A 21,531-nucleotide genomic window follows, 5' to 3' on the forward strand; every position below is an offset into this window, starting at 1 on the left:
AGCGCTGTATTTTTTTAGGTTTAAGCCTTACACTATAGCCAGTTTTTTCCTCTATTCATGATTGATTATGATCGACCCAAAGTTACTCAGAAATAATATTGAAGCAGTGAATGCTGCTTTGGCAAAACGTGGTATTCAGTTAAATGTACAAGAGTGGGCTGATTTAGAAGCTCGCCGTAAAGATTTGCAATCCAAAGCTGAAAACTTACAAGCAGAGCGTAATGCTGGTGCTAAACAAGTCGGTCAAATTAAAAAATCGGGTGGGGATGCTTCCGAAATCATGGCGCGTATGGCAGCTATCGGGGATGAAATCAAAGCCGCTGAAGTGGCTTTGGCTGAGTTACAAGCTGAGCTAGAGCAAAAATCTCTCGCCATTCCAAACTTGCCAGATGAGTCGGTTCCCTTTGGTAAAGATGAAAGCGATAACCTTGAAATCCTGAAATGGGGCACACCACGCCAGTTTGATTTTGAAATCAAAGATCATACTGACTTGGGTGAAATGATGGGTGGTCTGGAGTTTGAAACAGCGACCAAACTGACAGGTTCACGTTTCAGCGTCTTGAAAGGGCCTTTGGCGCGTTTACAACGTGCGTTAACCCAGTTCATGCTGGATACCCATACCCTTAAAAATGGTTATACCGAAGCTTATGTACCATATTTGGTCAATGCAGACAGCTTGCGTGGTACAGGCCAACTTCCTAAGTTTGAAGAAGACCTGTTCAAGCTACAAGGTGAAAAAGAGTATTACCTGATCCCAACCGCTGAAGTGCCAGTGACCAACTTCGTGCGTGACGAAATTATTGATGCGGATCGTTTACCGCTGAAATATTCTGCCCATACCCCATGCTTCCGTAGTGAAGCAGGTTCTTATGGTCGTGATACCCGTGGTTTGATTCGTCAACACCAGTTCGACAAGGTTGAAATGGTGCAAATCGTTAAACCAGAGCACTCTATGCAGGCGCTTGAAGAGTTGACTGCACATGCAGAAGGCATTTTGCAGGCTCTTGGTCTGCCATATCGCAAGATTCTGCTCTGTGGTGGTGATATGGGCTTTGGTGCGGTTAAAACTTATGACCTAGAAGTCTGGGTGCCGAGTCAGAATACCTATCGTGAAATTTCAAGCTGCTCAAATATGGGCGATTTCCAGGCACGCCGTATGAAAGCGCGCTACCGTGTGGATCAGAAGAAGATTGAATTGGTGCATACCTTGAACGGTTCAGGTCTGGCAGTTGGTCGTACCTTGCTTGCAGTGATGGAAAACTATCAACGCGCAGACGGTTCAATCGAGATTCCAGAAGTATTACGTCCATATATGGGCGGTGTTAGCTACATCGACTAAACATTGCATCGAATTTGTGCATAGTTTTTGCTTGAGCTCAATCAGATTGAAAATATAGAGGCGTGACGTGGAAATTTTCCCAATCTCTTTAAAGTTGCAACAGCAACGTTGTCTGATTGTGGGTGGTGGGCATATTGCCTACCGCAAAGCAAATTTACTGGTCAAGGCAGGTGCAATTGTCGATGTGATTGCACCTGATATCCTGCCTGAATTACGCCAGCTGGTTGAACAATCAAGCGGACAGTATCATCAGGCATCTTTTTCTGAAACTGTTCTGGCTACGCCGTATCGCTTGGTGATTGCAGCGACAGATCAGCCTGATGTCAATAAAGCAGTATTTGAACAGTGTGAACAGCGTAATCTGCTGGTGAATAGTGTCGATGATATTCCGCATTGCCGTTTTATGGTACCTGCGATTATTGATCGTTCACCCTTGGTGATTTCGGTCGCTTCCAATGGTGCATCCCCGGTTTTATCCAGACAGTTACGCACGCAGATCGAAACCATTGTGCCGCATGGCATGGGCAAACTGGCTGAGTTTTCGGGGCAATGGCGCAAGCAAGTCAAAGCCAAAATTGCCAATCCAGATGAGCGTCGTATCTTCTGGGAAAACCTGTATGCCAGTCCGTTGAAAGAACAGGTTTTCAATGACAATATTGCTGTAGCCAATGATCTGATTGAGCAGGCTTTAACAGAATGGACCGCACCGAAAGGTGAGGTTTATCTGGTTGGGGCAGGACCAGGCGATCCAGAACTGCTGACCTTAAAGGCATTACGCCTGATGCAACAAGCAGATGTGGTGATTTACGACCGTCTGGTCTCTGCGCCGATTCTGGACTTGTGCCGCCGTGACGCTGAAAAGATTTATGTCGGTAAAGCGCGTTCTAACCATTCGGTTCCACAAGATGGCATCAATGCCTTACTGGTGGAATATGCGCAACAAGGTAAACGTGTTTGTCGCTTAAAAGGTGGCGATCCGTTTATCTTTGGTCGTGGTGGTGAAGAAATTCAGGAACTGGTCGAAGCCAATGTCACTTTTCAGGTCGTGCCGGGCATTACCGCAGCTTCCGGCTGTTCCGCTTATGCCGGTATTCCACTGACCCATCGTGATTATGCGCAAAGTGTACGTTTCCTGACAGGACATTTAAAAGAAGGCTCACCTGAGCTGCCGTGGAATGAACTGGTCTATGAAAACCAGACCTTGGTGCTATATATGGGCCTGGTCGGTCTGGAACGTATTTGCGAGCAATTAATTGCACATGGTCAGCGTCCAAGCATGCCAGTGGCCTTGATTTCCAAAGGCACCACGCCGGAGCAAAAAGTGGTGGTGGGTACTTTGGCGGATATCGCAACCAAAGTATCTGACAATCAGATCGTAGCACCGACTTTAACCATTATTGGTGAAGTGGTCAGTTTACGTGAACAGTTAAAATGGCATGAGTGAGGATAAGCAGCGATTGATTATCGCTGCCCGAACGCAAGGCGAAGGCTATGCCTGAGTGAAGCTAGTGGCTATATTTTTTTAGTAAATTAGGTTCTGTACCAAGCTAGCCAATATATCTATAAGTGAGTAATTAAGTGATTCATGTCGTCCTATACGAGCCTGAGATTCCAGCGAATACAGGTAATATCATTCGTCTATGTGCCAATACCGGTGCGCAGCTACATTTGGTAAAACCTTTGGGTTTTGAGCTGGATGATAAAAAGTTAAAACGTGCAGGATTGGACTACCACGAGTGGGCAAGAATGCAAATTTGGGACAATATTGAGCTGTGCCTCGCTGACTTAAAAGTCAAAGGGGTTGAGCACGTTTTTCCACTCACAACTAAAGGTACAGCAACACCGCATACGGTGGACCTGAATCGTCCTGTGGCCTTGTTGATGGGGCCTGAAACCCGTGGCCTGCCTGAGCAGGTACGTATGATGTTTCCACAAGAGCAGTGGATTCGTTTGCCAATGGCGGAAAACTCAAGAAGCTTGAATCTTTCCAATGCGACCGCTGTCATTGTCTATGAAGCATGGCGACAACAAGGCTTTAAACAACTCTAATCAAAGATCGCCATATGGGCTTGCCACAACCAGCGTATATCCATTGAGGTCTCTAAACCAGATCTCCCGATGATGCGCATTGGGATTGTATTTAGGGCCTTCCAGAATTTCGACTTGATGGGTTTGTAATTTTTGCACAATCTCATCAAATCGACTGCTTTCAAACCACAATAACACGCCGTTACCAATCACTCGTTTCGGATCTCCGATATGTGGATGTTCATGCGCTTGCCATTGGTGCAGTTGCAGCACCATTCTTTTCTCAAATAACAACTGCTCATATTCTTTACCGCCATGGCCGCTTTCCAGGCCAAGCATTGCCTGATACCACTGGCTGGTTTTCTCGACATCGCTCACTGCAATTAAAGGTTGTGCAATCATCGCCTGTCCCTCATTTTTATTGGATTTCTTGTTGCTGTATCGCATCAAAACGCTGTTGAGCAAAAATAACGTTTTCGATATTACTCTCAGCCCAGTCTTTGAGTTGATACGCCATTTCTGCCACTTCCAGACCGAGTGGGGTAAGTGAATAATCCACTCGAATCGGGGCGGTATTCTGCACCTGACGCTGAATAAAGCCATCTCGTTCCAGCATTTTTAGCTTTTGTGACAAGACCTTGGGTGAAATACCCTGAATGCTTTTTTTCAATAGATTGAAATGTTGGGTGTCTCGTGCCAGCACATTGATGATCATCAGTACCCATTTGTCTGCAATTTTTTCGAAAAATAAACGGGCAGGGCAATGTTGTTGATAAATATCGTATTTTAATGCCTGATTCATAGCGATAACCCTCATTTTCTCGATTGAATGTCAGTAGTTACCAATTGGTAACTAATTGACACCTAGTTTCTAAAATATATCATTAAATCGAACTTTTGAAAAATTTTGGATACTCTCATGACACAAATTGCGGTTGTATACTTCTCTGGCTATGGTCATACCAAAGTAGTTGCTGAAACTTTTGCGGGTGCAATTGATGCGGCTTTGATTGAAATTGATCAGAATGGCGAGATTACTGAACAAGACTGGCAAACCCTCAATAATGCGCAAGGTATAGTGTTTGGTGCGCCCACCTATATGGCAGCAACACCGTGGCAGTTTAAGAAATTTGCCGATGCTTCTTCTAAAATCTGGTTTACCCGCGGCTGGCAGGATAAGGTGTTTGCGGGCTTTACCAATAGTGCGAGTCTAAATGGTGACAAGCAAGTGACCTTGATTCAATTGCAAACCTTAGCGTCACAACATGGTGGTATTTGGGTGAGCTTGGGTTTATTACCTGCCAATACCAAAGCGGCCAAACGTGAAGATATTAATAATCTGGGTGGTTCAGTTGGTCTGCTGGTTCAGTCACCGTCAGATGCCAGTGTAGATGAGATTCCAACAGGCGATTTAGAGACTGCGAAGTTTTACGCTCAACGTGTAAAAGCAATCGTTGAAAAATTGCATGGTTAAGATTTTAAGTTAATAAAAAAGACCGCCAACGTAAGGCGGTCTTTTACTGTGTTACTGATTATTGCTAATGGATGAATTATTCCTTAGCACGATTGGCATAAATAGTTAAATTACTGGTAGTTCCAGTACCCCATAAATTCCAGCCTAGCGAAGACTGACCAATCAGGCGCTGTGCATACAGATAAACGCTTGCACCTGGTTCACGGTCATCTACTATACTGCCATCAAATACCTTGTAGACCACTTTAGCTGGATTGGCATTGCTGCTGTCTTTTTCCAGAACTAAGCCAACCCGATCGTCGCCCTCTCTAGAAGTAAAACGGTAGACATAACCTGCTGCAAATTGTTGATCCAGAATCTTTTGAATCTCCGCTGCCTTGGTGGTGTTAGTGATTGGAATCCAACGGTAGTCATAAGTCCCATTGTGTAGATTGCTATTGGTACACAGGAAAGAATATTGCTGAAGATTAAAAGAGGTGGCCATTTCTATACGACAACCTGTTTTACCAAGTTCATTAGCATGTGTTGCCCATGTTGCAGCAGTCACAATATCTCGGTTAACCACCTTTTCGTTAACTGTATAGACACTGGTATCGCCCACACGTTTTTCGTAAATATTAAATGTGCCCTTATCCTTATCAAGCTTATATTGTGTGCGGTAATGGAAGCCTTGACTGGCTTGAGCCGTGAATTCAGCTTTGAACAGTCTATATCTTTCAGTTGAAGTGCCTGTCGTATTGGCCGTGGTGAGTTGATACTGCCATTTGGCTGCTTTTGCTGCGTTATCTTTGATATACAGATTACGCATTCTCATTTCGTCTGTGCTGAGTAAAGATGAGGCCGTGTCAGAGGTGACATTGGTATCAATACGGACATCTACCAATCTAAATCCAGCATTGGCCTGAGCATCCAGTTGATTTTTGAGTCGTACTTGTGTCGGTTCCAGATCTTTAAATGCATAGCTACTGGTGGTGACAAATGGATTGGCTTTCAGGCTTTGGAAACGTTTCAGTGAAGATTTTTTCCAACATGCAAAGGTTGGATCCATTGTTTGAACAGTCTGATCTATCTTGGCTCCATCAGTTTCGTTACCACCCAGCATACAAAGGGTATTGGCATCCTTAAAGGCCAACACGGCTGCCTCAGAATCCTTATCATCATCGCCATAACGCTTTACTCGAGCAAAATAATAAGTGGTTTTGTTACTGCGTTGCGCGTTGCCAATATTGTAATACACTAGCCCCCTTTGAACTCCATCATGTTCAAAATCACCGAAAATCTCTCCTGAGCATTTTGCTTCCTGATAGCGTTCTCCATCAGCAATAAGATCAAATGAATTATTTGAGTCTACATGGTTTTCGATCAGTAAGCGGAAATTATTGGGTGCAGGATAGCAGTATGGAGATTCCCAAGTTCCTGCAAAGGTTTGCGATACTGGCGTAGGCGTAGGCGTAGGCGTAGGCGTAGGCGTTGGCGTTGGAGTAGGTGTTGGAGTAGGTGTTGGAGTCGGCGTAGGTGTTGGAGTCGGCGTAGGTGTCGGTGTTGGAGTAGGCGTTGGTGTCGGAGTAGGCGTTGGAGTCGGGGGAGGTGTTGGTGTAGGAGTAGGTGTTGGTTCAGACGAGTTCGAGCCTCCGCCGCTACCAGAGTCAAACCAACAGGCGCTGAGTGCGACTGAAAGAACTGCAATTCCACTGCCTTTGATGATATTTTTCATTGTTTTGCATCCTTTGTTTTTGTGGCGTGTAAAAAAACATCTGCTTTTAATTTTTCACTGTTATTAAATTTTTTTAATCATAATCCAGCTATCAAAGGGAAATAAACAAAATGCCTAATTAGATAATTAAATAGGTTTTAAATGTAGAGAATGGAATAAGTAAAGCCAGTTGGGCAGGCTTAAATTGATGGTCAATAAATGTATAGGAATATAGCGATAATAAAAAAGACGCATTAAGCGCCTTTTTTATTTAAATGTGATGAGAATTAATGTTTATCATCAAATTCATTATGTTGTGGTGCGTTGTATTTAAAGCCCTTGGTTTTATAACCCAAGTATAAAATACCAAACATGGCCCACCATAAACCGAACTTCAATGCCGATTCTTCAATTTCAAGCCACATCGCAAAGATGCTGATAAAGCCGAGCAAAGGAATAATCACAAAGCTGATTATGTCTTTCAGGTTTTTAGTTCGGCCATCTCGTAAGGCATATCGAGAAATCACAGACAGGTTTACAAAGGTAAATGCTGTCAGTGCACCAAAGCTAATCATCGAAATAACAATATCCAGATCCATAAAGCCCGCAGTCAATGCGACTAAACCGACAATGATAATGTTATACGACGGGGTAAAGGTTTTTGGACTGATATGACCGAAAATCTTCTTATTGATTACGCCATCACGACCCATCACGTACATCAGGCGAGAAACGCCTGCATGTGCAGAAATCCCGGAAGCCATAACCGTTACAATGGCAAAAGCAAGTACGTAAGACTGGAATAATGAACCGCCGACCAAAAGCAGAATCTCGGGTTGAGTTTCAGCAATATTGGTGAAATACGACTTAGGATCATTCGGGAAGTAAATCTGCATAAAGTAGGTGCTAATAATGAAAATAACACCAGCAAATAATGCCGTCAGGAAAATCGCTTTCGGTAAGGTCTTTTCTGTATCTTTGGTTTCTTCTGCCAAAGAGCTGAGTGAGTCAAAACCTGTAAATGAGAAGCAGAGCAGGGTCGCACCTGTGATTAATGCACCCACTGAGGTGAGTTCATTCCAGAACGGTTCCAGACTCCACAACTGATAGCGGGTTTCAGCCGTAATCGCGCCGTCTGCATTAATCCCCATCTGTAATTTGTCATAAACCAGATGGGTAAAGGTACCAATCACAATCAGCTGCACCAGTACAATCCAGCTATTGAAGTTGGCAACAAAACGGGCACCACGCAAGTTGATCCCTGTCATGAATGCTGTGAGGACAACCACCCAGACCCAGTGATTTACTGTTGGGAACAAGGCTTCCAGATAAATCACCGCCAAGATAATATTGACCATCGGCGAGAGTAAATAATCCAGCCAGGATGACCAACCCACCATGAAACCTACATTGGGATGAATTGATTTTTGTGCATAGGTATAAGCCGATCCTGATGAAGGGTATCGACGGATCATGTGACCATAACTGATTGAAGTAAATAAGATTGCAATCAGGGCAACAATATAAGAGGTTGGAACATGGTGATGACTTTCTTCGGAAACCAGTCCGAAAGTGTCAAACAACGTCATGGGTTGGATGTAAGCTAAACCAATAATAATAATATGCCAAAGACCAAGTGTCTTTTGCAGCTTAGCTACCGATGGAGTCCCAGAGATATTTGTCAACGGCGTTATCCTCATAATCGTTGATCAAGGATCAGCTATGGTTTAAGGATCATTTGAGACGAAATGATCCCCCCTACAGAAAAAACGAAGTGCGCCAATCTATCGTAAAACGCTATAAATTGGCAGTACTTTTACAATTTTTTTAGCAACTTTTTTGCCAAAAGGGTAAACAAAAAGATGAATATAGATTCACCAAAATAAAATAAAGCCTCAATGATGAGGCCTTATTTTGTTTAAAATTAATTAATTCAATGAATTACCATGCTTTTTGCAAGATTGCACGGATATCTTGCAGGTTAGCTTCTTTAGGATTGTAGATGATAGAACCATCATTTAACGCCTTTTCGGCCACTTCATCCAGTTGCGCTTCAGTGATTTTACCTGTTTCGCGCAAGGTACGTGGAAGCTTGGTCAGGCTAAATAGGCGGTCGCGCATTGCAAGCACAGTGGCAATGGCTTTGTCGGCACGTAAACTTGCTGGCGTTTGCGCATAAATATCGGCGCCTGCAAGTGGCAGTAATAGTTCACCAATCTTGTCGCCATTAATTTCTTTGTTATATTCAAGCACATATGGCAAGAACAGGTTCATGCATAGGCCGTGGGGCAGGTGAGCGACTGCGCCCAGCGCATGACCGAGTGAATGAACCAGACCAACCATTGAATTCGAGAAAGCGATCCCGGCCATGGTAGATGCCTGAGCAAGCTCGAGACGACCTTGAGCATCGCTTGGGTTATCCAAAACTTTGAACAGATTTTCACTGATCTTTTTAATGCCGGCACTGGCATAGGCATCACTCAATGGATTGGCTGCCAGACAGGTATATGCTTCAACACAGTGCGTCAATGCATCCATACCCGTCATGGCGGTTAAATGTGGTGGCAAGGTCTGGGTCATGCGTGGATCGAGAATCGCTGCATGTGGCATCAGATAATAAGAAGCAAAAGCCAGTTTTACATTGCGTTGCGTATCCGAAACTACTGCCACCATGGTCGCTTCTGAACCGGTACCTGAGGTGGTTGGAATCACGAAGAAAGGTTTTAATGGTTTAGGCAGGTTGTGTGCACCTGAATATTGCAGCAGGTCATCGCCACCTTCAGAGACCAGGATGTTGGTTGCCTTAGAGGTATCGATAACTGAGCCACCTCCAATCGCAATGATCGCATCACATTTTTGCTTGCGATACAGTTCTGCTGCTAAGCGAACCACTTCTAAGCTTGAATCGGGTGGTACATCATCAAAGATTGCACCAATCACCGCATCTGTGGTGCTAAAAGCAGCCTCGATTGGGCTGAGTAAACCATTGGCACGTACGCCTTTGTCGGTAATGATCATTGGACGTTTTGCACCTAAAGTCGCAAGTTCAAAAGGAATGTGCTCTAACGCAGCGTTACCAGCAATGACTTTTACAGGACAGAAAAACTCGTAATAAGGCTTAGCCATGTTATGCGCTCCGTTTCAGATATGATTTTGCGACTTTAAGATAGATATTTTTTGCACCTGTGAATTTTTGTTTTAATGTCAATTCAGCAGGGTAGCGTTTGACTGCCAGTGAAGCAATCAGTTTTGGTAGGATCAAGGCTTCCATTTTATTCAGGCAGCGAACCAGACGGATGGCGCTGGAGACATCACCATCAGCAATCATACGGTCGTTGGCAAAGGCCTGTGCCGTACTTTCCTGAAAAGAAAACACCAGAAAGGCATGGGTCAGATGCTTGAAAGTAATGGTTAAATCAGGCTTGCCTTTATAGTTTGACAACAGCTCTAACTGTTTTTCTTCGGTCACACGTGCTACAAACGCAGGTCCATTTGGAAAAACATTCATTGAAAGGATAAAACCAACAGGAAACTTGGACACTTCCTCTTGAACTTCACGATCCACTTGGCTTGCCATTACGAGGCCACGACCCACAACGTCCATCATGAGTTTGACATAGGCAAATTGCAAAGTGGGCTTCACTGCTTTGGTTGAAATCACTTGCTCGTCCCTTGTTAAAATTATGCACTGCTGATTTAGAGTATTTACTCTAATTTATTTTAATTGGATTGAAAAGTAAATTATTCAGATATGACTACAAGGTCATTAAAGAAATCCGTATTTTTTAGGTAACTAATGAACGTACCGCAAAGCTGCTCAAAGCTTGGATAATCTTGCAGTAAGTCCTGCAAGCGTACCATTTCTAAACCTGCATAGCCGCATGGGTTAATGGTTTGAAAGCCGGTGAGGTCGCAATCGATATTCAGCGCAAGTCCATGATAGCTGCGACCGCGACGGATCTTAAAGCCCAGTGAACCGATCTTACGTCCATCAACATAGACTCCGGGTGCATCAGGTTTGGCATAAGCTTCAATATTGTATTGTTTGAGCAGATCGATCATGGCTTTCTCAGCAAAGCTGACCAAGGGACGGACATGCCACTTCAAGCGATTCAGATCCAGAAGGAAATAGGCCACCAGTTGACCTTTGCCATGCCAGGTGACCTGACCGCCACGATCGGTATGAACGACCGGTAGATTGCTCTGCATCAGGATATGTTCTGCCTTACCTGCTTGTCCTTGGGTCAGGACATCCTGATGTTGTAATAACCAGACTTCGTCAGGGGTGTTTTCATCACGCTGGGTTGTGAAGTCTTTCATGGCTTCAAAACGTGTCGTGTAATCTTGCAGATCATTGAAACAACGAATGATTAAGGTCGGTTTTACAGCACTCATTACAGCAGAATTTCCTTTGCAGCTTTTAATCGGGGAGTGGCTTAATTATGGAATGATTTTGAGTAGATAAATAGCCGTTTAAGCATAGATAGGCTGTTATTTTTAACGTAAAAAAATCCAAAATACTTTCGCATTTTGGATTTCTGTATTAAAGCGCTGTCTTGATTAGAGGACAGGCTGCAAGGTCAGCATAGAGTGCATGAACTTGTTCCAGCTCTTCAAAGCGTAGCTGAGCCGTTAAAGAGTGGTATTTACCTGTACGTGAAGGCTGAACTTTTACTGAGTTGCCATCAAATTCAGGGAAGTGCTTCTGCAAAATATCAACAACAGCGACTCGAAGTTCATCCCCTGCATTACCAATCAGTTTGATTGGATAGTCCATTGGGAAGACCCAAAGATGTTCTTGTAATTCACGAGAAGGAGTGCGGTCTAACATGAGCAACCTCTTAATTTGAAACGCCTGCATCAGTGCAGGCGCTTTTGATCTAATACATAGATGGGGATGAAGTGTTGAACTTCAAGTCTTGAGGAAGGGCCTTAACCCTCACTCAAGAGGTCCCAAAAGATTAGTCGTTTTCCAGGAATGAACGTAAGTGTTCTGAGCGAGAAGGGTGGCGCAGCTTACGTAACGCTTTCGCTTCAATCTGACGAATACGTTCACGTGTTACGTCAAACTGTTTACCGACTTCTTCCAAAGTATGATCGGTTGGCATATCGATACCAAAACGCATTTTCAATACTTTGGCTTCACGTTCAGTCAGGTTTTCAAGTACTTCACGGGTCGCTTCTTTTAAGCCTTCCGAGGTCGCTGCATCCACTGGAGAAGTGATGTTAGAGTCCTCAATGAAGTCACCAAGATGCGAATCTTCATCATCACCGATCGGTGTTTCCATCGAAATCGGTTCTTTCGCGATTTTAAGAACTTTACGAACTTTGACTTCATCCATTTCCAGACGTTCACCTAACTCTTCTGGCGTTGGTTCACGACCCATTTCCTGAAGAAGCTGACGTGACACACGGTTGATCTTGTTGATCGTCTCAATCATGTGTACTGGAATACGAATGGTACGAGCCTGATCCGCAATCGAACGGGTAATTGCCTGACGAATCCACCAGGTTGCATAGGTCGAGAATTTATAACCACGACGGTATTCAAACTTATCTACGGCTTTCATCAAACCGATGTTACCTTCCTGAATAAGATCGAGGAACTGTAAGCCACGGTTGGTGTATTTTTTCGCAATCGAAATCACCAGACGTAAGTTTGCTTCTACCATCTCTTTCTTGGCACGGCGTGCTTTGGCTTCGCCAACTGCCATACGTTTCGAAATCTCTTTGATGTCTTTAACGTTTAGGCCAAGGTCGTTCTCGATATCGGCAATCTTTTGCTGGAATGCCAATACGTCTGGACGTACTTTTTCCAGATGGGCTTTGGTTTCAGCAGGCGCTTTGGCAATCTGTTCGTCTAACCAGGCAGGATTTGATTCTTGCTCAGGGAAGGTGGTACGGAACTGGTTACGGTCCATACGGCCACGACGCACTGCATAACGCATGATTTCACGTTCATTTGAACGGATTTGTTCATGGGTACCACGAATCATTTCTGAAATGATTTCGAATAGACGCGGGGTAAATTTGAACATCATGAACACAGCAGCAAGTGCTTCGAGTGCCGCTTTCGCTTCTTCACTGTTACGGCCATGTTTTGCCACAACGGTTTTTGTTTCGTTCCAAGCCGCTTCTAATTCCGAGAAACGAACTTTAGCAACCTCTGGGTCTGGACCTGAATCACCTTCAGAGTCATCATCACCTTCAGATTCTTCTTCTTCGTCATCATCATCAAGTTTGACGTCTTTGGCTTTAGATGAAGAATCTTTTTCTTCATCTTCTTCTTCAATCTCAGCTTCTTCCAGAACTTCTGGAATATCTTCATCAGTTTCCGGATCTAAATAACCAGAAAGAATATCGGCAAGACGGCGTTCGCCAGTTAAAAAATCATTATATTCTTGTAAAACAACTTCAACAGCATTTGGCCAGTAAGCAATCGAGTGTAAAACGTCACGAATACCTTCTTCGATGCGTTTTGCAATGCTAATTTCGCCTTCACGTGTAAGAAGTTCAACGGTACCCATTTCACGCATATACATACGTACAGGGTCAGTGGTACGACCAGGCTCACTTTCAACCGATGCTAATACGGCAGCAGCTTCTTCTTCGGCAACTTCGTCAGCAGCTTCGGTGGATTCACCAAACATGGTGTCATCAGTTTCCGGCGCACGTTCATGCACTGGAATACCAACGTCTTGAAGCATCTGGATGATGTCTTCAATCTGCTCACTTTCCGTAATTGAGTCTGGTAGATGATCGTTAACCTCAGCGTAAGTTAAATAACCTTGCTCTTTGCCTCGGCTAATCAGAGCCGCTACTTGCGAAGTAGGGGAATTCATATCGCTCATCTTTGCTTACTCTTTTGTTGAATCTGTGGCGGTGAAAAACCGTGCATGATAGCACAATTCACGGTGAATGTTTTGGATTTGATCCGTTTGCTCTAAATAAAAAATAGAATGGATTGCACGTTTGTTCATTGAATATGGGGTTAAGTCATAATTTTTCAAGCGTAATTCCTGTTTAAAGAACTTTTTTGATTGTTGATGTCCTTGGATTATAAATACACAAAAAAACTGCCGAAAAAAAGTACAAAACACGGTTTTATAGTAAAAAAAACAAATAAAACTTGACAAGGTGGGCCAAGACCGATAAATAGCGGCTAGACCCATTAACATTTTTTCATTAGAGGTACTTAGTGTCTTCTACAGATTTTGAACTAGATGATGATAACTACGGTGAAGATGATGTTGGTTTTGATGAGTCATCAGGAAAAATCAGCGCTAAAGAATCATTAGAAAAGCGCCGTTTAATTGATGACCTTTTAGCTCAACGTCGTTTAGAACGAGAATTAAAAGATTTTGACTATGATTTCGACGATGATGACCTTGACGACGAAGACTAAGCGAAATTGCTAAGACTTCACGCCCGAAAATGTTATGCTGTTGCCGATGTATTTTTAAAATTGGATTAAACAAAGAATGAGCACGTTAGATTTAGACTTATTGAGTAATTATCTTGACGGTGATCAAAACGAATACGGTCTAGATTTTGCAGCGACTCATGGCTTTTTGTGTGCAATTGCCGTTGGTCCACAATTTGATCGTTGGTTAGATGAACTTTTCGAAGGTAACCACAAAAAACTTCCTGCAGAAGTGCTTGAGCAGGTGAAGCTTTGGTTGGAATCGATTCGTCAGGATTTAGCCAATGAAAATGGAATCGAGTTTCCATTTGAAATCGAAGAAGCGGATGTCGAGTCAAGCTTGGGCGATTGGAGTGTGGGTTTTGTCGATGCAATGTTCCTGAATGAAGATGCATGGTTTGCACCTGAGTTTGAAGAACAGTTGATCGATTTAACCTTACCCATCATGGTCTTTAGCGGGATCGATGAAGAAGATCCACAAATGGAATCTTTCCGCCGTAATGGCCAATTGATGGATGAGTTGGCAGAAGAAATCCCTGAAAACTTAAATGAACTTTACCTGATGTATCATACGCCAGCGTAATGGTGCATCCAGAGCAGCTTAAAAAAGCTGTTCTGGCAAAAGAAATATGAAAACGTCCCAAGTGGACGTTTTTTTATATTTATGTTGTTTTAGCTTTCGCGAAACGTTTTGCCATCCAGCCAAAGGATAATGATAAAACGAGATAATGAAGCAGGGCTGTAAAACTGATTGCAAATAACCATATCCATATTGGTAACTCTGCTATAGCTGCTAGAAAAGGTGCCGTTTCGGGGAAAATCATAATACTAATTATTGTTGCGATAATGCTAATTATGATTGAGGCAAAAAAACAGCCCCAAACTAAAGCTTTTTTCTCGGATGGTTCTGGTATGCGTTGATAATCTTTTACAAAGAAAGCCGCTGCACAACTGCCTCCTGATATTAAACATATAATAGATGAGCCTGAAGGGGCTTTAAAAAAAGTTTCTAATATTGCAATAATGATCATTGCCAGCGCATAGGCTGCAGAAAATGTCAGGATATATTTTTTTCATTCGTTTGGCTTAGCCATATTTCTTGAATAGGTAGAGATATATTAATCTAAAATATAGGTTTTTATACAGAACATTCTATTCAAAATTTTGTTTGTTTTTTTAGTATCAATAATGATCGTGAGAATGAGCAATCATTATAAATGCGAGTAATGAGTCAAAGGAGAATTATTGATGGGATGAGTGAAATTAAAAATATTTTTGGGATACATCATTTTTTGTAGTCAATTTAGAAAATAATAATATTGAGTTGAAAATATATTTAGTTAAAGTAAGAATAGCATTAGCGGAGGAAAAATTTGTCAGAAAATATCACTATTTTTTAATAGCCTTTTTTAACACTGAAAGTTTAATTTAAATTTATCGCTAATCACTTATTTTTTAGCTTTGTTGAGATAAAATTTTTTAACTGCCCACCATGCAATATACACCATCACAATCACCAAAATGATGCTGCTGATCCTTTGCATAATCAGACTCATCAATGCCTGATTCTGACTGAAGTGAAAACCCAAATAAGCCAAAAAACTGGTCCAGATCACGGTCCCGGCTGTACTGTAGAGCATAAATTTACTAAACGGCATTCGGCTCATGCCCGCAGGAATACTGATTAAAGACCGTACTGCCGGAATCATTCTGCCAAAGAATACAATGCGGTGACCATGCTTGTTGAACCACTCTAGTGCTTTATCTAAATCGGCAACCTGAATACGCAAGTACTTGCCATATCGTTCTATAAGCCTGACCAGACGAGGTTGAGGAACTTTGCGTCCAATCCAGTACAGCAGCATCGCTGCGAGTATGGAACCTGCGCTACCTGCCATGATGACACCGATGAGCGTCAGTTCACCTTTTGAGGCGGTATAGCCCGCTGAAGGCATAATAATTTCTGAAGGAATAGGCGGAAAAACATTGTCCAGAAACATTAAAAATGCGATACCTAAATATCCCAGTTTTTCCATGATGGAAAGCACCCATTGTTCCAGTCCCATAACGCCTTTATATAATTCATTTGATTGTTGTTTTTAGCATAGTTGTGCCGGGGCGATTGCTCAAGCAGTGAAACGTTACATCATTTTATCAAGCCCATAAAAAAGCCATAGTTTAACTATGGCTTGGAGAAATCTTTTTTGTCGTTTACAGACGCTTGCGTTTAGCAGCGGCAATTTGTGACTGGCGCATACGGAAGCCTGCTTTTTGCTTATCGCTGGTTTTATCAATACAGTAAACACAAGACACACCATGTTCATAACTTGGTAGTTCAGCTTCAACTTTGGTCAGTGGCCAGCCACAAGCGTGACACTTGATATTTTCGCCTTCTTCAACGCCGTGGGTTACCGCAGTACGGCCATCGAATACAAAGCATTCTCCTTCCCACATACTTTCTTCAGCAGGTGTTTCTTCAAGGTATTTAAGAATACCGCCTTTCAGGTGGTAGACCTCATTGAAACCTTCTTGAAGCAGGAGAGAAGTTGATTTTTCACAACGGATACCACCGGTACAGAACATCGCAATTTTCTTGTCTTTGTGCTGTTCAAGATTTTGCTTGACGTATTCCGGGAATTCACGGAATGTTTCTGTTTTCGGGTCAATCGCACCTTTGAATGTACCTGCTTTATATTCGTAATCATTACGGGTATCAATCAGGATAACGTCATCACGGCTAATCAGCTCGTTCCATTCTTTAGGATCAAGATAGTGGCCCACCAAATCACGTGGCTTTACTTCTACACCTAAAGTTACAATTTCTTTTTTGAGCTTAATTTTCATTTTACGGAATGGTTTTTCAGAGCTTTCAGACTCTTTATATTCCATTGCGTTAAAACCTTCGTCCAAAAGAAATTGATGGATTGTATCAATGGCAGCGCGGTCACCTGCAACCGTACCGTTAATTCCTTCAGAAGCAACAATCAGAGTTCCACATAAATTGATGCGATTCACCAAGTCCAAAAGACGTTGTTGCAGACCTGCTGCATCTGAAACTTCTTTAAATTGATATAGTGCCGCAACAACCCAATTATTGGTCGCTTGCTGTTCTACAGGTGCAAGCTGTTCTACAGTAGCGTTCATGGATAACTCCAAATGTATTAAGATAGGAAAATAAGGCGCATATCTTAGCGTGAAATCTGAAAATAAGCGAGAAAACCATAAAATAAATATGGTTTTATAGGAGTTGGTTTTGAGTAATGATCGTCGAATTCCATCATTGACCCCATGTGCAGGGCGCTGTTCAACGGTATTTGGTGATCTGGTCTGTCGTGGTTGTCGTCGCTTTAATCACGAGGTAATTCAGTGGAATACCTATACGGCCGAGCAGCGTTTGAAGGTGTGGAAGCGTTTAGATGCGCAGCTCGATCAGATCCTTGTGCCTTTATTGCCGCATGCAAACGTACAGCATGTTGAAGGCTTTATTCAAAATAAGCGAATTCGGGTCTTAGACAGCGCCACTACAGGCCGTAAGCTGTATCATGCTTTAAAGCTGTGTGAGAAGAATAAACATTTGGCCCATGAGAGTGGGCTTGGGATTCGTGATGCTCAGGTTAAACCGATCTGGGATGAGTTTGAACGTCGGGTACTGGCCTTGGCAAAAGCGAGTTATGAGCTGGCATGGTTACGTGCCGATGGCATCAGTAATACTTTAATGCGTGCTTTAGAGCTGGAAGAAGACGAGATTTAAGCAAGCACTTGTTATAAAAATCTTATTGATCATGAGGTTTGTTGATAGACATCTAGCCCATCTTGTTCATATTTTGAGATTAGTTCATCTCCCTGTTATGAAACAGGTTGGATAGTTTTAGAGCGCTAGGGTTACGGGAAAAATATTGTGCCATGATCTGCTGATCTTGTTCACGAATTAAGCTGATTTTAAAACCATGTGTCGTCGTTCCAGAAGAACGCCCTTTAGATCGGTAGATCTTTTCAGTGATGATGTACATATTTTTTCCATCACTAAAGCGTCTATCCTCCAGAGCTTGTAGTTGTATGGGTTGAGGAAAATGATAGAGCACTTTTAATCGTTGATAAAACTCATCATAGATATAAATGTTTTGCTGATCTGCAAAAATATAACTGAAATTTCCTGGATAGGGCTCACTGCTTTGGCTACCAATGAGTTGCAGGTGTGATAAATCAACAGGCGTTGTTCCCCAAAACTTATGCTCAGCGATATGAGGTAGTGGGTGTTCATTTAAATAAAAAGTTCGACCGTCTGTTGCTAGATTTAGGTTCTGACTAAAACGGTTGCTGCCACTAAAAATCTGAGTCTGTTGCGCATTTAACTTGCCCAGCTTTTTATCTTGATAATAAACCACCTGTTGATCGTGAATATATTGACTATTATTTGGAAATGCTTGGCTCTGTTGCGGATTTAAATCTGTTAATGCTTTTGTTTTGTAGTAGACCTGTTGATCATCTTTGGCGTAAAAATAGCTAAGTGTATTGAATCTTGGATGTAGTATTGCTGAGAAATGAGCAGCATTTGCGTTGGTTAAACGTATATCGCGAAAGTAAACCTGTTGACCATCTTTGGTGAAATCATTGCCTAAATAGCTTGTTTGCGCAGGATTTAATTGAGACAAGATGTGGTCTTGCCAGTAAACATGTTGGGGTGTTTTGCCAACATTGCTATACAGCTCATCTGCACGATCAGCAAGATGACTTAAAGCCAAGCCTGTAAATTGATTGGCACTCGCAGCGGGAAGTAGAAATGTGCCTTGGCCTTGTTTAAAAATATAGACCTGATTCTGGAATGTTTCGAAATTGGTGCCGGAGATTGACTGGGTTTGTTGATGAGGCAAATCAACGCTGCTATCGTTAAATTCATGCCAGAGGAGGCAGCCCATAAAAAGGCTAAAACTGGCTAAAATAACAAGGATTAATCCAACTGTAAGCCATCTTTGTTTTCTCTGAAAAGAGGCTAGCGCCTGTTGATCTGCAATTATGCTAATGATGTCAACATGGGTTTTCTTGTTGGTACTTGCATTGCTGGTACGTTGCAACTGTTGTTGTTTTGCCAGTGCTTCCAGTTTTTTCCAGAATGGTAAAAACTCACAATGTTGCTGGGTTAACGTAGCAGGCCACATCCATGAATTGAAATAAAAATATTGCCGATACGATACTGTTTTGGTCAGCAGGTTTAAGCTATGGATCTGGGCATGATGTTGTCGCAGTTGAATATGAATTAAATCTTGCCAAGGATAAAAATAAGTCTGCGCTGATTTTTCTAGACCGAGACCTTGCCGATAGAGTTTAAGCGTAATCGTTTGTTTTAAATATTTTTGATAAAGCTGGTTATAAAGATAAAGAACAGGTAGCAATAGACCCAACATCAACGCAATATTAAGCAGTTGGGCAAAGAAGGGGAGAATTTGATAAAAATAATAAAGGCTAAAATCGTAGAAGCAGTAAACCAAAAATAACCAGCTCAGAATGATCAGTGCCAAAAACAGCACAAATGACGGAATCTTTATTTCGTATGCTGTGATTGTTGTTTCGTATAAAACAGCGGACTTTTTGTTCATTGCTTCAATGTTTTAGTGGGACGTATATAAAGGTATGTAGGTGTTATTTTTCTCAAGCATAACGGATAAAACAAAAAAAGGATGCATAAGCATCCTTTTTTATCAACGCTAATATGAATTAACGTTTGATGTCGCGTTGAGTCGAGCCTGTGTAAAGCTGACGTGGACGACCGATTTTGTACGGACCGCTGTGCATTTCTAACCAGTGGCTGATCCAGCCTACTGTACGTGCAAGCGCGAAGATTACCGTAAACATTTCTGTTGGGATACCAATCGCTTTTAAGATGATACCTGAGTAGAAATCTACGTTCGGGTAAAGCTTACGCTCTACGAAGTACGGATCGCTAAGCGCAATACGCTCAAGTTCCATTGCAAGTTGCAATTGTGGATCGTTGATGCCTAAAGCTTCAAGAACTTCGTCACAAGTCTGTTTCATGACTTTAGCGCGTGGGTCGAAGTTTTTGTAAACACGGTGACCGAAGCCCATGAGTTTAACTTCTTTACGCTTCACTTTTTCCATGAATTCAGCAACGTTTTCTACGCTACCAATTTCATCAAGCATCTTAAGTACAGCTTCGTTTGCACCACCGTGAGCAGGTCCCCAAAGTGCCGAGATACCAGCAGAGATACATGCATACGGATTCGCACCAGTAGAACCGGCAAGACGAACTGTAGAGGTAGATGCATTTTGTTCGTGGTCCGCATGAAGTGTGAAGATACGGTCCATTGCACGTGATAGAACAGGATTTACCTTGTAATCACGGTCAGCAGGTGTTGCAAACATCATGTGTAAGAAGTTTTCTGCATAACCAAGATCATTACGTGGGTAAATGAATGGTTGACCTACAGTGTACTTGTAGCTCCATGCTGCAAGGGTAGGGATTTTTGCGATTAAACGAATCGCGGTAATTTCACGGTGATTTACATCTTCGATGTCTAAACCATTGTGATAGAACGCAGATAACGCACCAACAACACCAACCATTATCGCCATCGGATGAGCATCACGACGGAAACCATTGAAGAAACGGCTGACTTGATCGTGAACCATAGTGTGGTTACGTACTTTAGCGTCAAATTCTGTCTTTTGTTCAGCATTTGGAAGTTCGCCATTTAATAATAAATAACAAGTTTCCAAGTAGTCTGCTTGAGTCGCTAATTGATCAATCGGATAGCCACGGTGTAATAACACACCTTTTGTCCCCATAAATGAATGTGATCTTAGATCCAAAAGCCGCTGTCGCCATAAAACCAGGATCGAAAGTAAAGTGACCTGATGCTAATACATCTTTAACGTCAATTACATCTGGGCCCAATGTGCCGCTGTAAATTGGTAATTCAATTTCTTTGCCATCAAGCTGTAATACGGCTTTTTTGCCAGTTGCTGCAGACATTCAATAGATCTCCTGTCCTGGTGAATGATTATCTGACTCGAAATACTAATCTTGTCATGTGCGAATCAGACGGTGTCAAAATTTGCTATAAGATTAGTGGCTACTAAAATTTTGTCAATTATACTTAGGGATAAAAAATGACGTTGCTACAGTCAATTAGTCATTCAGTATCGAAGAAAAAACTGAGTAAAATCACAGCACCGGTCGAGTATAATATGTCAAATCAAGATTTAGGTGCAGAAAAAAAATGAAGCATCAGTCCAATTGTAAGTAAATTTTTAGAGAGACAATATTTTGCTGCTTATAAAATAAATACTTATCGCTTTTCAAAAGCCTGTGTTTCCCTATGCTTAGCCTGTACTGGTCATTAAAAAAACAATTAAAAACGTGACTTTTAAACTAATAATTGATTCATTTTGGTGCAATTGATTGTATAAAAAATGACTGATTGATTTCTGCGGCTGACTTATAAAAATAGATTATTAATTGATTATATTTAATATATAAATGAGCACTATTATTTTGGAGTATGCATAAACTGTGATTATTTGGACAAATAAAAACTTAAAAACGAATTATTTTGAGA

Annotated in this window: 20 protein-coding genes and 1 pseudogene; 7 read left to right on the forward strand and 14 right to left on the reverse strand. The window is 42.1% G+C overall.

Going from position 1 to position 21,531, the window contains the following annotated elements; translation table 11 throughout:
- Positions 1-67 precede the first annotated feature (67 nt).
- The 3 genes from serS to J699_RS02260 all read left to right on the forward strand — a co-directional run bounded on the left by serS (position 68) and on the right by J699_RS02260 (position 3,388).
- Positions 68-1,339, forward strand: a complete 1,272-nt coding sequence (gene serS, locus J699_RS02270) for a serine--tRNA ligase (protein WP_032869852.1) — start codon at positions 68-70, stop codon at positions 1,337-1,339.
- A 67-nt stretch (positions 1,340-1,406) separates the two neighbouring features.
- On the forward strand, positions 1,407-2,783 hold the full coding sequence (gene cysG / locus J699_RS02265) for a siroheme synthase CysG (protein ID WP_032869851.1): 1,377 nt from the start codon (positions 1,407-1,409) through the stop codon (positions 2,781-2,783).
- A gap of 134 nt (positions 2,784-2,917) precedes the next feature.
- On the forward strand, positions 2,918-3,388 hold the full coding sequence (locus tag J699_RS02260; RefSeq protein ID WP_032869849.1) for a tRNA (cytidine(34)-2'-O)-methyltransferase: 471 nt from the start codon (positions 2,918-2,920) through the stop codon (positions 3,386-3,388).
- Here the strand turns inward: J699_RS02260 and J699_RS02255 are convergent, their stop codons facing one another.
- Together J699_RS02255 and J699_RS02250 are read right to left on the reverse strand one after the other, a co-directional pair.
- Positions 3,389-3,769 (reverse strand): VOC family protein, encoded by a 381-nt coding sequence (locus J699_RS02255; RefSeq protein WP_032869847.1) that lies wholly within the window; start codon positions 3,767-3,769, stop codon positions 3,389-3,391.
- 16 nt (positions 3,770-3,785) lie between these two features.
- Positions 3,786-4,169: a winged helix-turn-helix transcriptional regulator gene (locus J699_RS02250; RefSeq protein ID WP_032869845.1), complete on the reverse strand. Its 384-nt coding sequence runs from the start codon at positions 4,167-4,169 to the stop codon at positions 3,786-3,788.
- A gap of 117 nt (positions 4,170-4,286) precedes the next feature.
- Here J699_RS02250 and J699_RS02245 point away from each other — a divergent pair, with 117 nt between their 5' ends.
- Positions 4,287-4,841 (forward strand): flavodoxin family protein, encoded by a 555-nt coding sequence (locus J699_RS02245; protein ID WP_032869842.1) that lies wholly within the window; start codon positions 4,287-4,289, stop codon positions 4,839-4,841.
- Positions 4,842-4,917: 76 nt separating this feature from the next.
- On the opposite strand, the gene J699_RS02240 is transcribed toward J699_RS02245, so the two are convergent.
- The 7 genes from J699_RS02240 to rpoD form a co-directional block, all read right to left on the reverse strand.
- Positions 4,918-6,555 carry a PT dipeptide repeat lipoprotein gene (locus tag J699_RS02240; RefSeq protein WP_032882970.1) on the reverse strand — a complete coding sequence of 546 codons (1,638 nt, stop codon included), beginning with the start codon at positions 6,553-6,555 and terminating at the stop codon, positions 4,918-4,920.
- Between the two features lie 266 nt (positions 6,556-6,821).
- Positions 6,822-8,219 carry an APC family permease gene (locus J699_RS02235; protein WP_032869836.1) on the reverse strand — a complete coding sequence of 466 codons (1,398 nt, stop codon included), beginning with the start codon at positions 8,217-8,219 and terminating at the stop codon, positions 6,822-6,824.
- Between the two features lie 256 nt (positions 8,220-8,475).
- The gene (locus tag J699_RS02230) at positions 8,476-9,660 is read right to left on the reverse strand and encodes an iron-containing alcohol dehydrogenase (RefSeq protein WP_005227076.1); all 1,185 of its coding nucleotides are present in this window, start codon (positions 9,658-9,660) and stop codon (positions 8,476-8,478) included.
- A 1-nt stretch (position 9,661) separates the two neighbouring features.
- Positions 9,662-10,195, reverse strand: coding sequence for a hypothetical protein (locus tag J699_RS02225; protein ID WP_032869833.1), 534 nt, complete (start codon positions 10,193-10,195; stop codon positions 9,662-9,664).
- An 80-nt stretch (positions 10,196-10,275) separates the two neighbouring features.
- A complete protein-coding gene (gene lipB / locus J699_RS02220) occupies positions 10,276-10,929 on the reverse strand; it encodes a lipoyl(octanoyl) transferase LipB (protein ID WP_032869831.1) in 654 nt (217 codons plus the stop codon).
- Positions 10,930-11,077: 148 nt separating this feature from the next.
- Positions 11,078-11,365 carry a YbeD family protein gene (locus J699_RS02215; RefSeq protein WP_004775193.1) on the reverse strand — a complete coding sequence of 96 codons (288 nt, stop codon included), beginning with the start codon at positions 11,363-11,365 and terminating at the stop codon, positions 11,078-11,080.
- A 130-nt stretch (positions 11,366-11,495) separates the two neighbouring features.
- Positions 11,496-13,385: an RNA polymerase sigma factor RpoD gene (gene rpoD / locus J699_RS02210; RefSeq protein ID WP_005227079.1), complete on the reverse strand. Its 1,890-nt coding sequence runs from the start codon at positions 13,383-13,385 to the stop codon at positions 11,496-11,498.
- Between the two features lie 347 nt (positions 13,386-13,732).
- Between rpoD and J699_RS02205 the strand changes: the two genes are divergently transcribed.
- Both J699_RS02205 and J699_RS02200 read left to right on the forward strand, forming a co-directional pair.
- Complete coding sequence (locus J699_RS02205) at positions 13,733-13,939, forward strand: PA3496 family putative envelope integrity protein (protein ID WP_004775189.1); 207 nt, start codon at positions 13,733-13,735, stop codon at positions 13,937-13,939.
- Positions 13,940-14,015: 76 nt separating this feature from the next.
- The gene (locus tag J699_RS02200; protein WP_005227080.1) at positions 14,016-14,540 is read left to right on the forward strand and encodes a YecA family protein; all 525 of its coding nucleotides are present in this window, start codon (positions 14,016-14,018) and stop codon (positions 14,538-14,540) included.
- Positions 14,541-14,619: 79 nt separating this feature from the next.
- On the opposite strand, the gene J699_RS02195 is transcribed toward J699_RS02200, so the two are convergent.
- The 3 genes from J699_RS02195 to J699_RS02185 all read right to left on the reverse strand — a co-directional run bounded on the left by J699_RS02195 (position 14,620) and on the right by J699_RS02185 (position 17,101).
- Positions 14,620-15,021 (reverse strand): ABZJ_00895 family protein, encoded by a 402-nt coding sequence (locus tag J699_RS02195; protein WP_228133448.1) that lies wholly within the window; start codon positions 15,019-15,021, stop codon positions 14,620-14,622.
- Between the two features lie 384 nt (positions 15,022-15,405).
- Positions 15,406-16,023 (reverse strand): DedA family protein, encoded by a 618-nt coding sequence (locus tag J699_RS02190; protein ID WP_032869822.1) that lies wholly within the window; start codon positions 16,021-16,023, stop codon positions 15,406-15,408.
- 145 nt (positions 16,024-16,168) lie between these two features.
- Complete coding sequence (locus J699_RS02185; RefSeq protein WP_005288517.1) at positions 16,169-17,101, reverse strand: rhodanese-related sulfurtransferase; 933 nt, start codon at positions 17,099-17,101, stop codon at positions 16,169-16,171.
- Between the two features lie 109 nt (positions 17,102-17,210).
- On the opposite strand from J699_RS02185, the gene J699_RS02180 reads away from it, so the two are divergent.
- Positions 17,211-17,708: a DUF1289 domain-containing protein gene (locus J699_RS02180; RefSeq protein ID WP_032869819.1), complete on the forward strand. Its 498-nt coding sequence runs from the start codon at positions 17,211-17,213 to the stop codon at positions 17,706-17,708.
- Between the two features lie 79 nt (positions 17,709-17,787).
- Here the strand turns inward: J699_RS02180 and J699_RS02175 are convergent, their stop codons facing one another.
- Complete coding sequence (locus J699_RS02175; protein ID WP_032869817.1) at positions 17,788-19,551, reverse strand: DKNYY domain-containing protein; 1,764 nt, start codon at positions 19,549-19,551, stop codon at positions 17,788-17,790.
- 118 nt (positions 19,552-19,669) lie between these two features.
- Positions 19,670-20,945: pseudogene (gene gltA, locus J699_RS02170) on the reverse strand (citrate synthase).
- Positions 20,946-21,531 lie beyond the last annotated feature (586 nt).

Origin of the sequence: Acinetobacter sp. 1000160 (assembly GCF_000588715.1) — a bacterium.
Lineage (GTDB): Bacteria > Pseudomonadota > Gammaproteobacteria > Pseudomonadales > Moraxellaceae > Acinetobacter > Acinetobacter courvalinii.

Excerpts from the sequence above, each read along its gene's own strand:
- J699_RS02190 (WP_032869822.1), bottom strand. The coding sequence starts at position 16,023 with ATGGGACTGGAACAATGGGTGCTTTCCATCATGGAAAAACTGGGATAT.
- J699_RS02175 (WP_032869817.1), bottom strand. The coding sequence starts at position 19,551 with ATGAACAAAAAGTCCGCTGTTTTATACGAAACAACAATCACAGCATAC.
- serS (WP_032869852.1), top strand. The coding sequence starts at position 68 with ATGATCGACCCAAAGTTACTCAGAAATAATATTGAAGCAGTGAATGCT.
- J699_RS02185 (WP_005288517.1), bottom strand. The coding sequence starts at position 17,101 with ATGAACGCTACTGTAGAACAGCTTGCACCTGTAGAACAGCAAGCGACC.
- J699_RS02200 (WP_005227080.1), top strand. The coding sequence starts at position 14,016 with ATGAGCACGTTAGATTTAGACTTATTGAGTAATTATCTTGACGGTGAT.
- J699_RS02215 (WP_004775193.1), bottom strand. The coding sequence starts at position 11,365 with ATGTTAGACCGCACTCCTTCTCGTGAATTACAAGAACATCTTTGGGTC.
- lipB (WP_032869831.1), bottom strand. The coding sequence starts at position 10,929 with ATGAGTGCTGTAAAACCGACCTTAATCATTCGTTGTTTCAATGATCTG.
- J699_RS02250 (WP_032869845.1), bottom strand. The coding sequence starts at position 4,169 with ATGAATCAGGCATTAAAATACGATATTTATCAACAACATTGCCCTGCC.
- J699_RS02255 (WP_032869847.1), bottom strand. The coding sequence starts at position 3,769 with ATGATTGCACAACCTTTAATTGCAGTGAGCGATGTCGAGAAAACCAGC.
- J699_RS02245 (WP_032869842.1), top strand. The coding sequence starts at position 4,287 with ATGACACAAATTGCGGTTGTATACTTCTCTGGCTATGGTCATACCAAA.
- J699_RS02240 (WP_032882970.1), bottom strand. The coding sequence starts at position 6,555 with ATGAAAAATATCATCAAAGGCAGTGGAATTGCAGTTCTTTCAGTCGCA.
- rpoD (WP_005227079.1), bottom strand. The coding sequence starts at position 13,385 with ATGAGCGATATGAATTCCCCTACTTCGCAAGTAGCGGCTCTGATTAGC.
- J699_RS02230 (WP_005227076.1), bottom strand. The coding sequence starts at position 9,660 with ATGGCTAAGCCTTATTACGAGTTTTTCTGTCCTGTAAAAGTCATTGCT.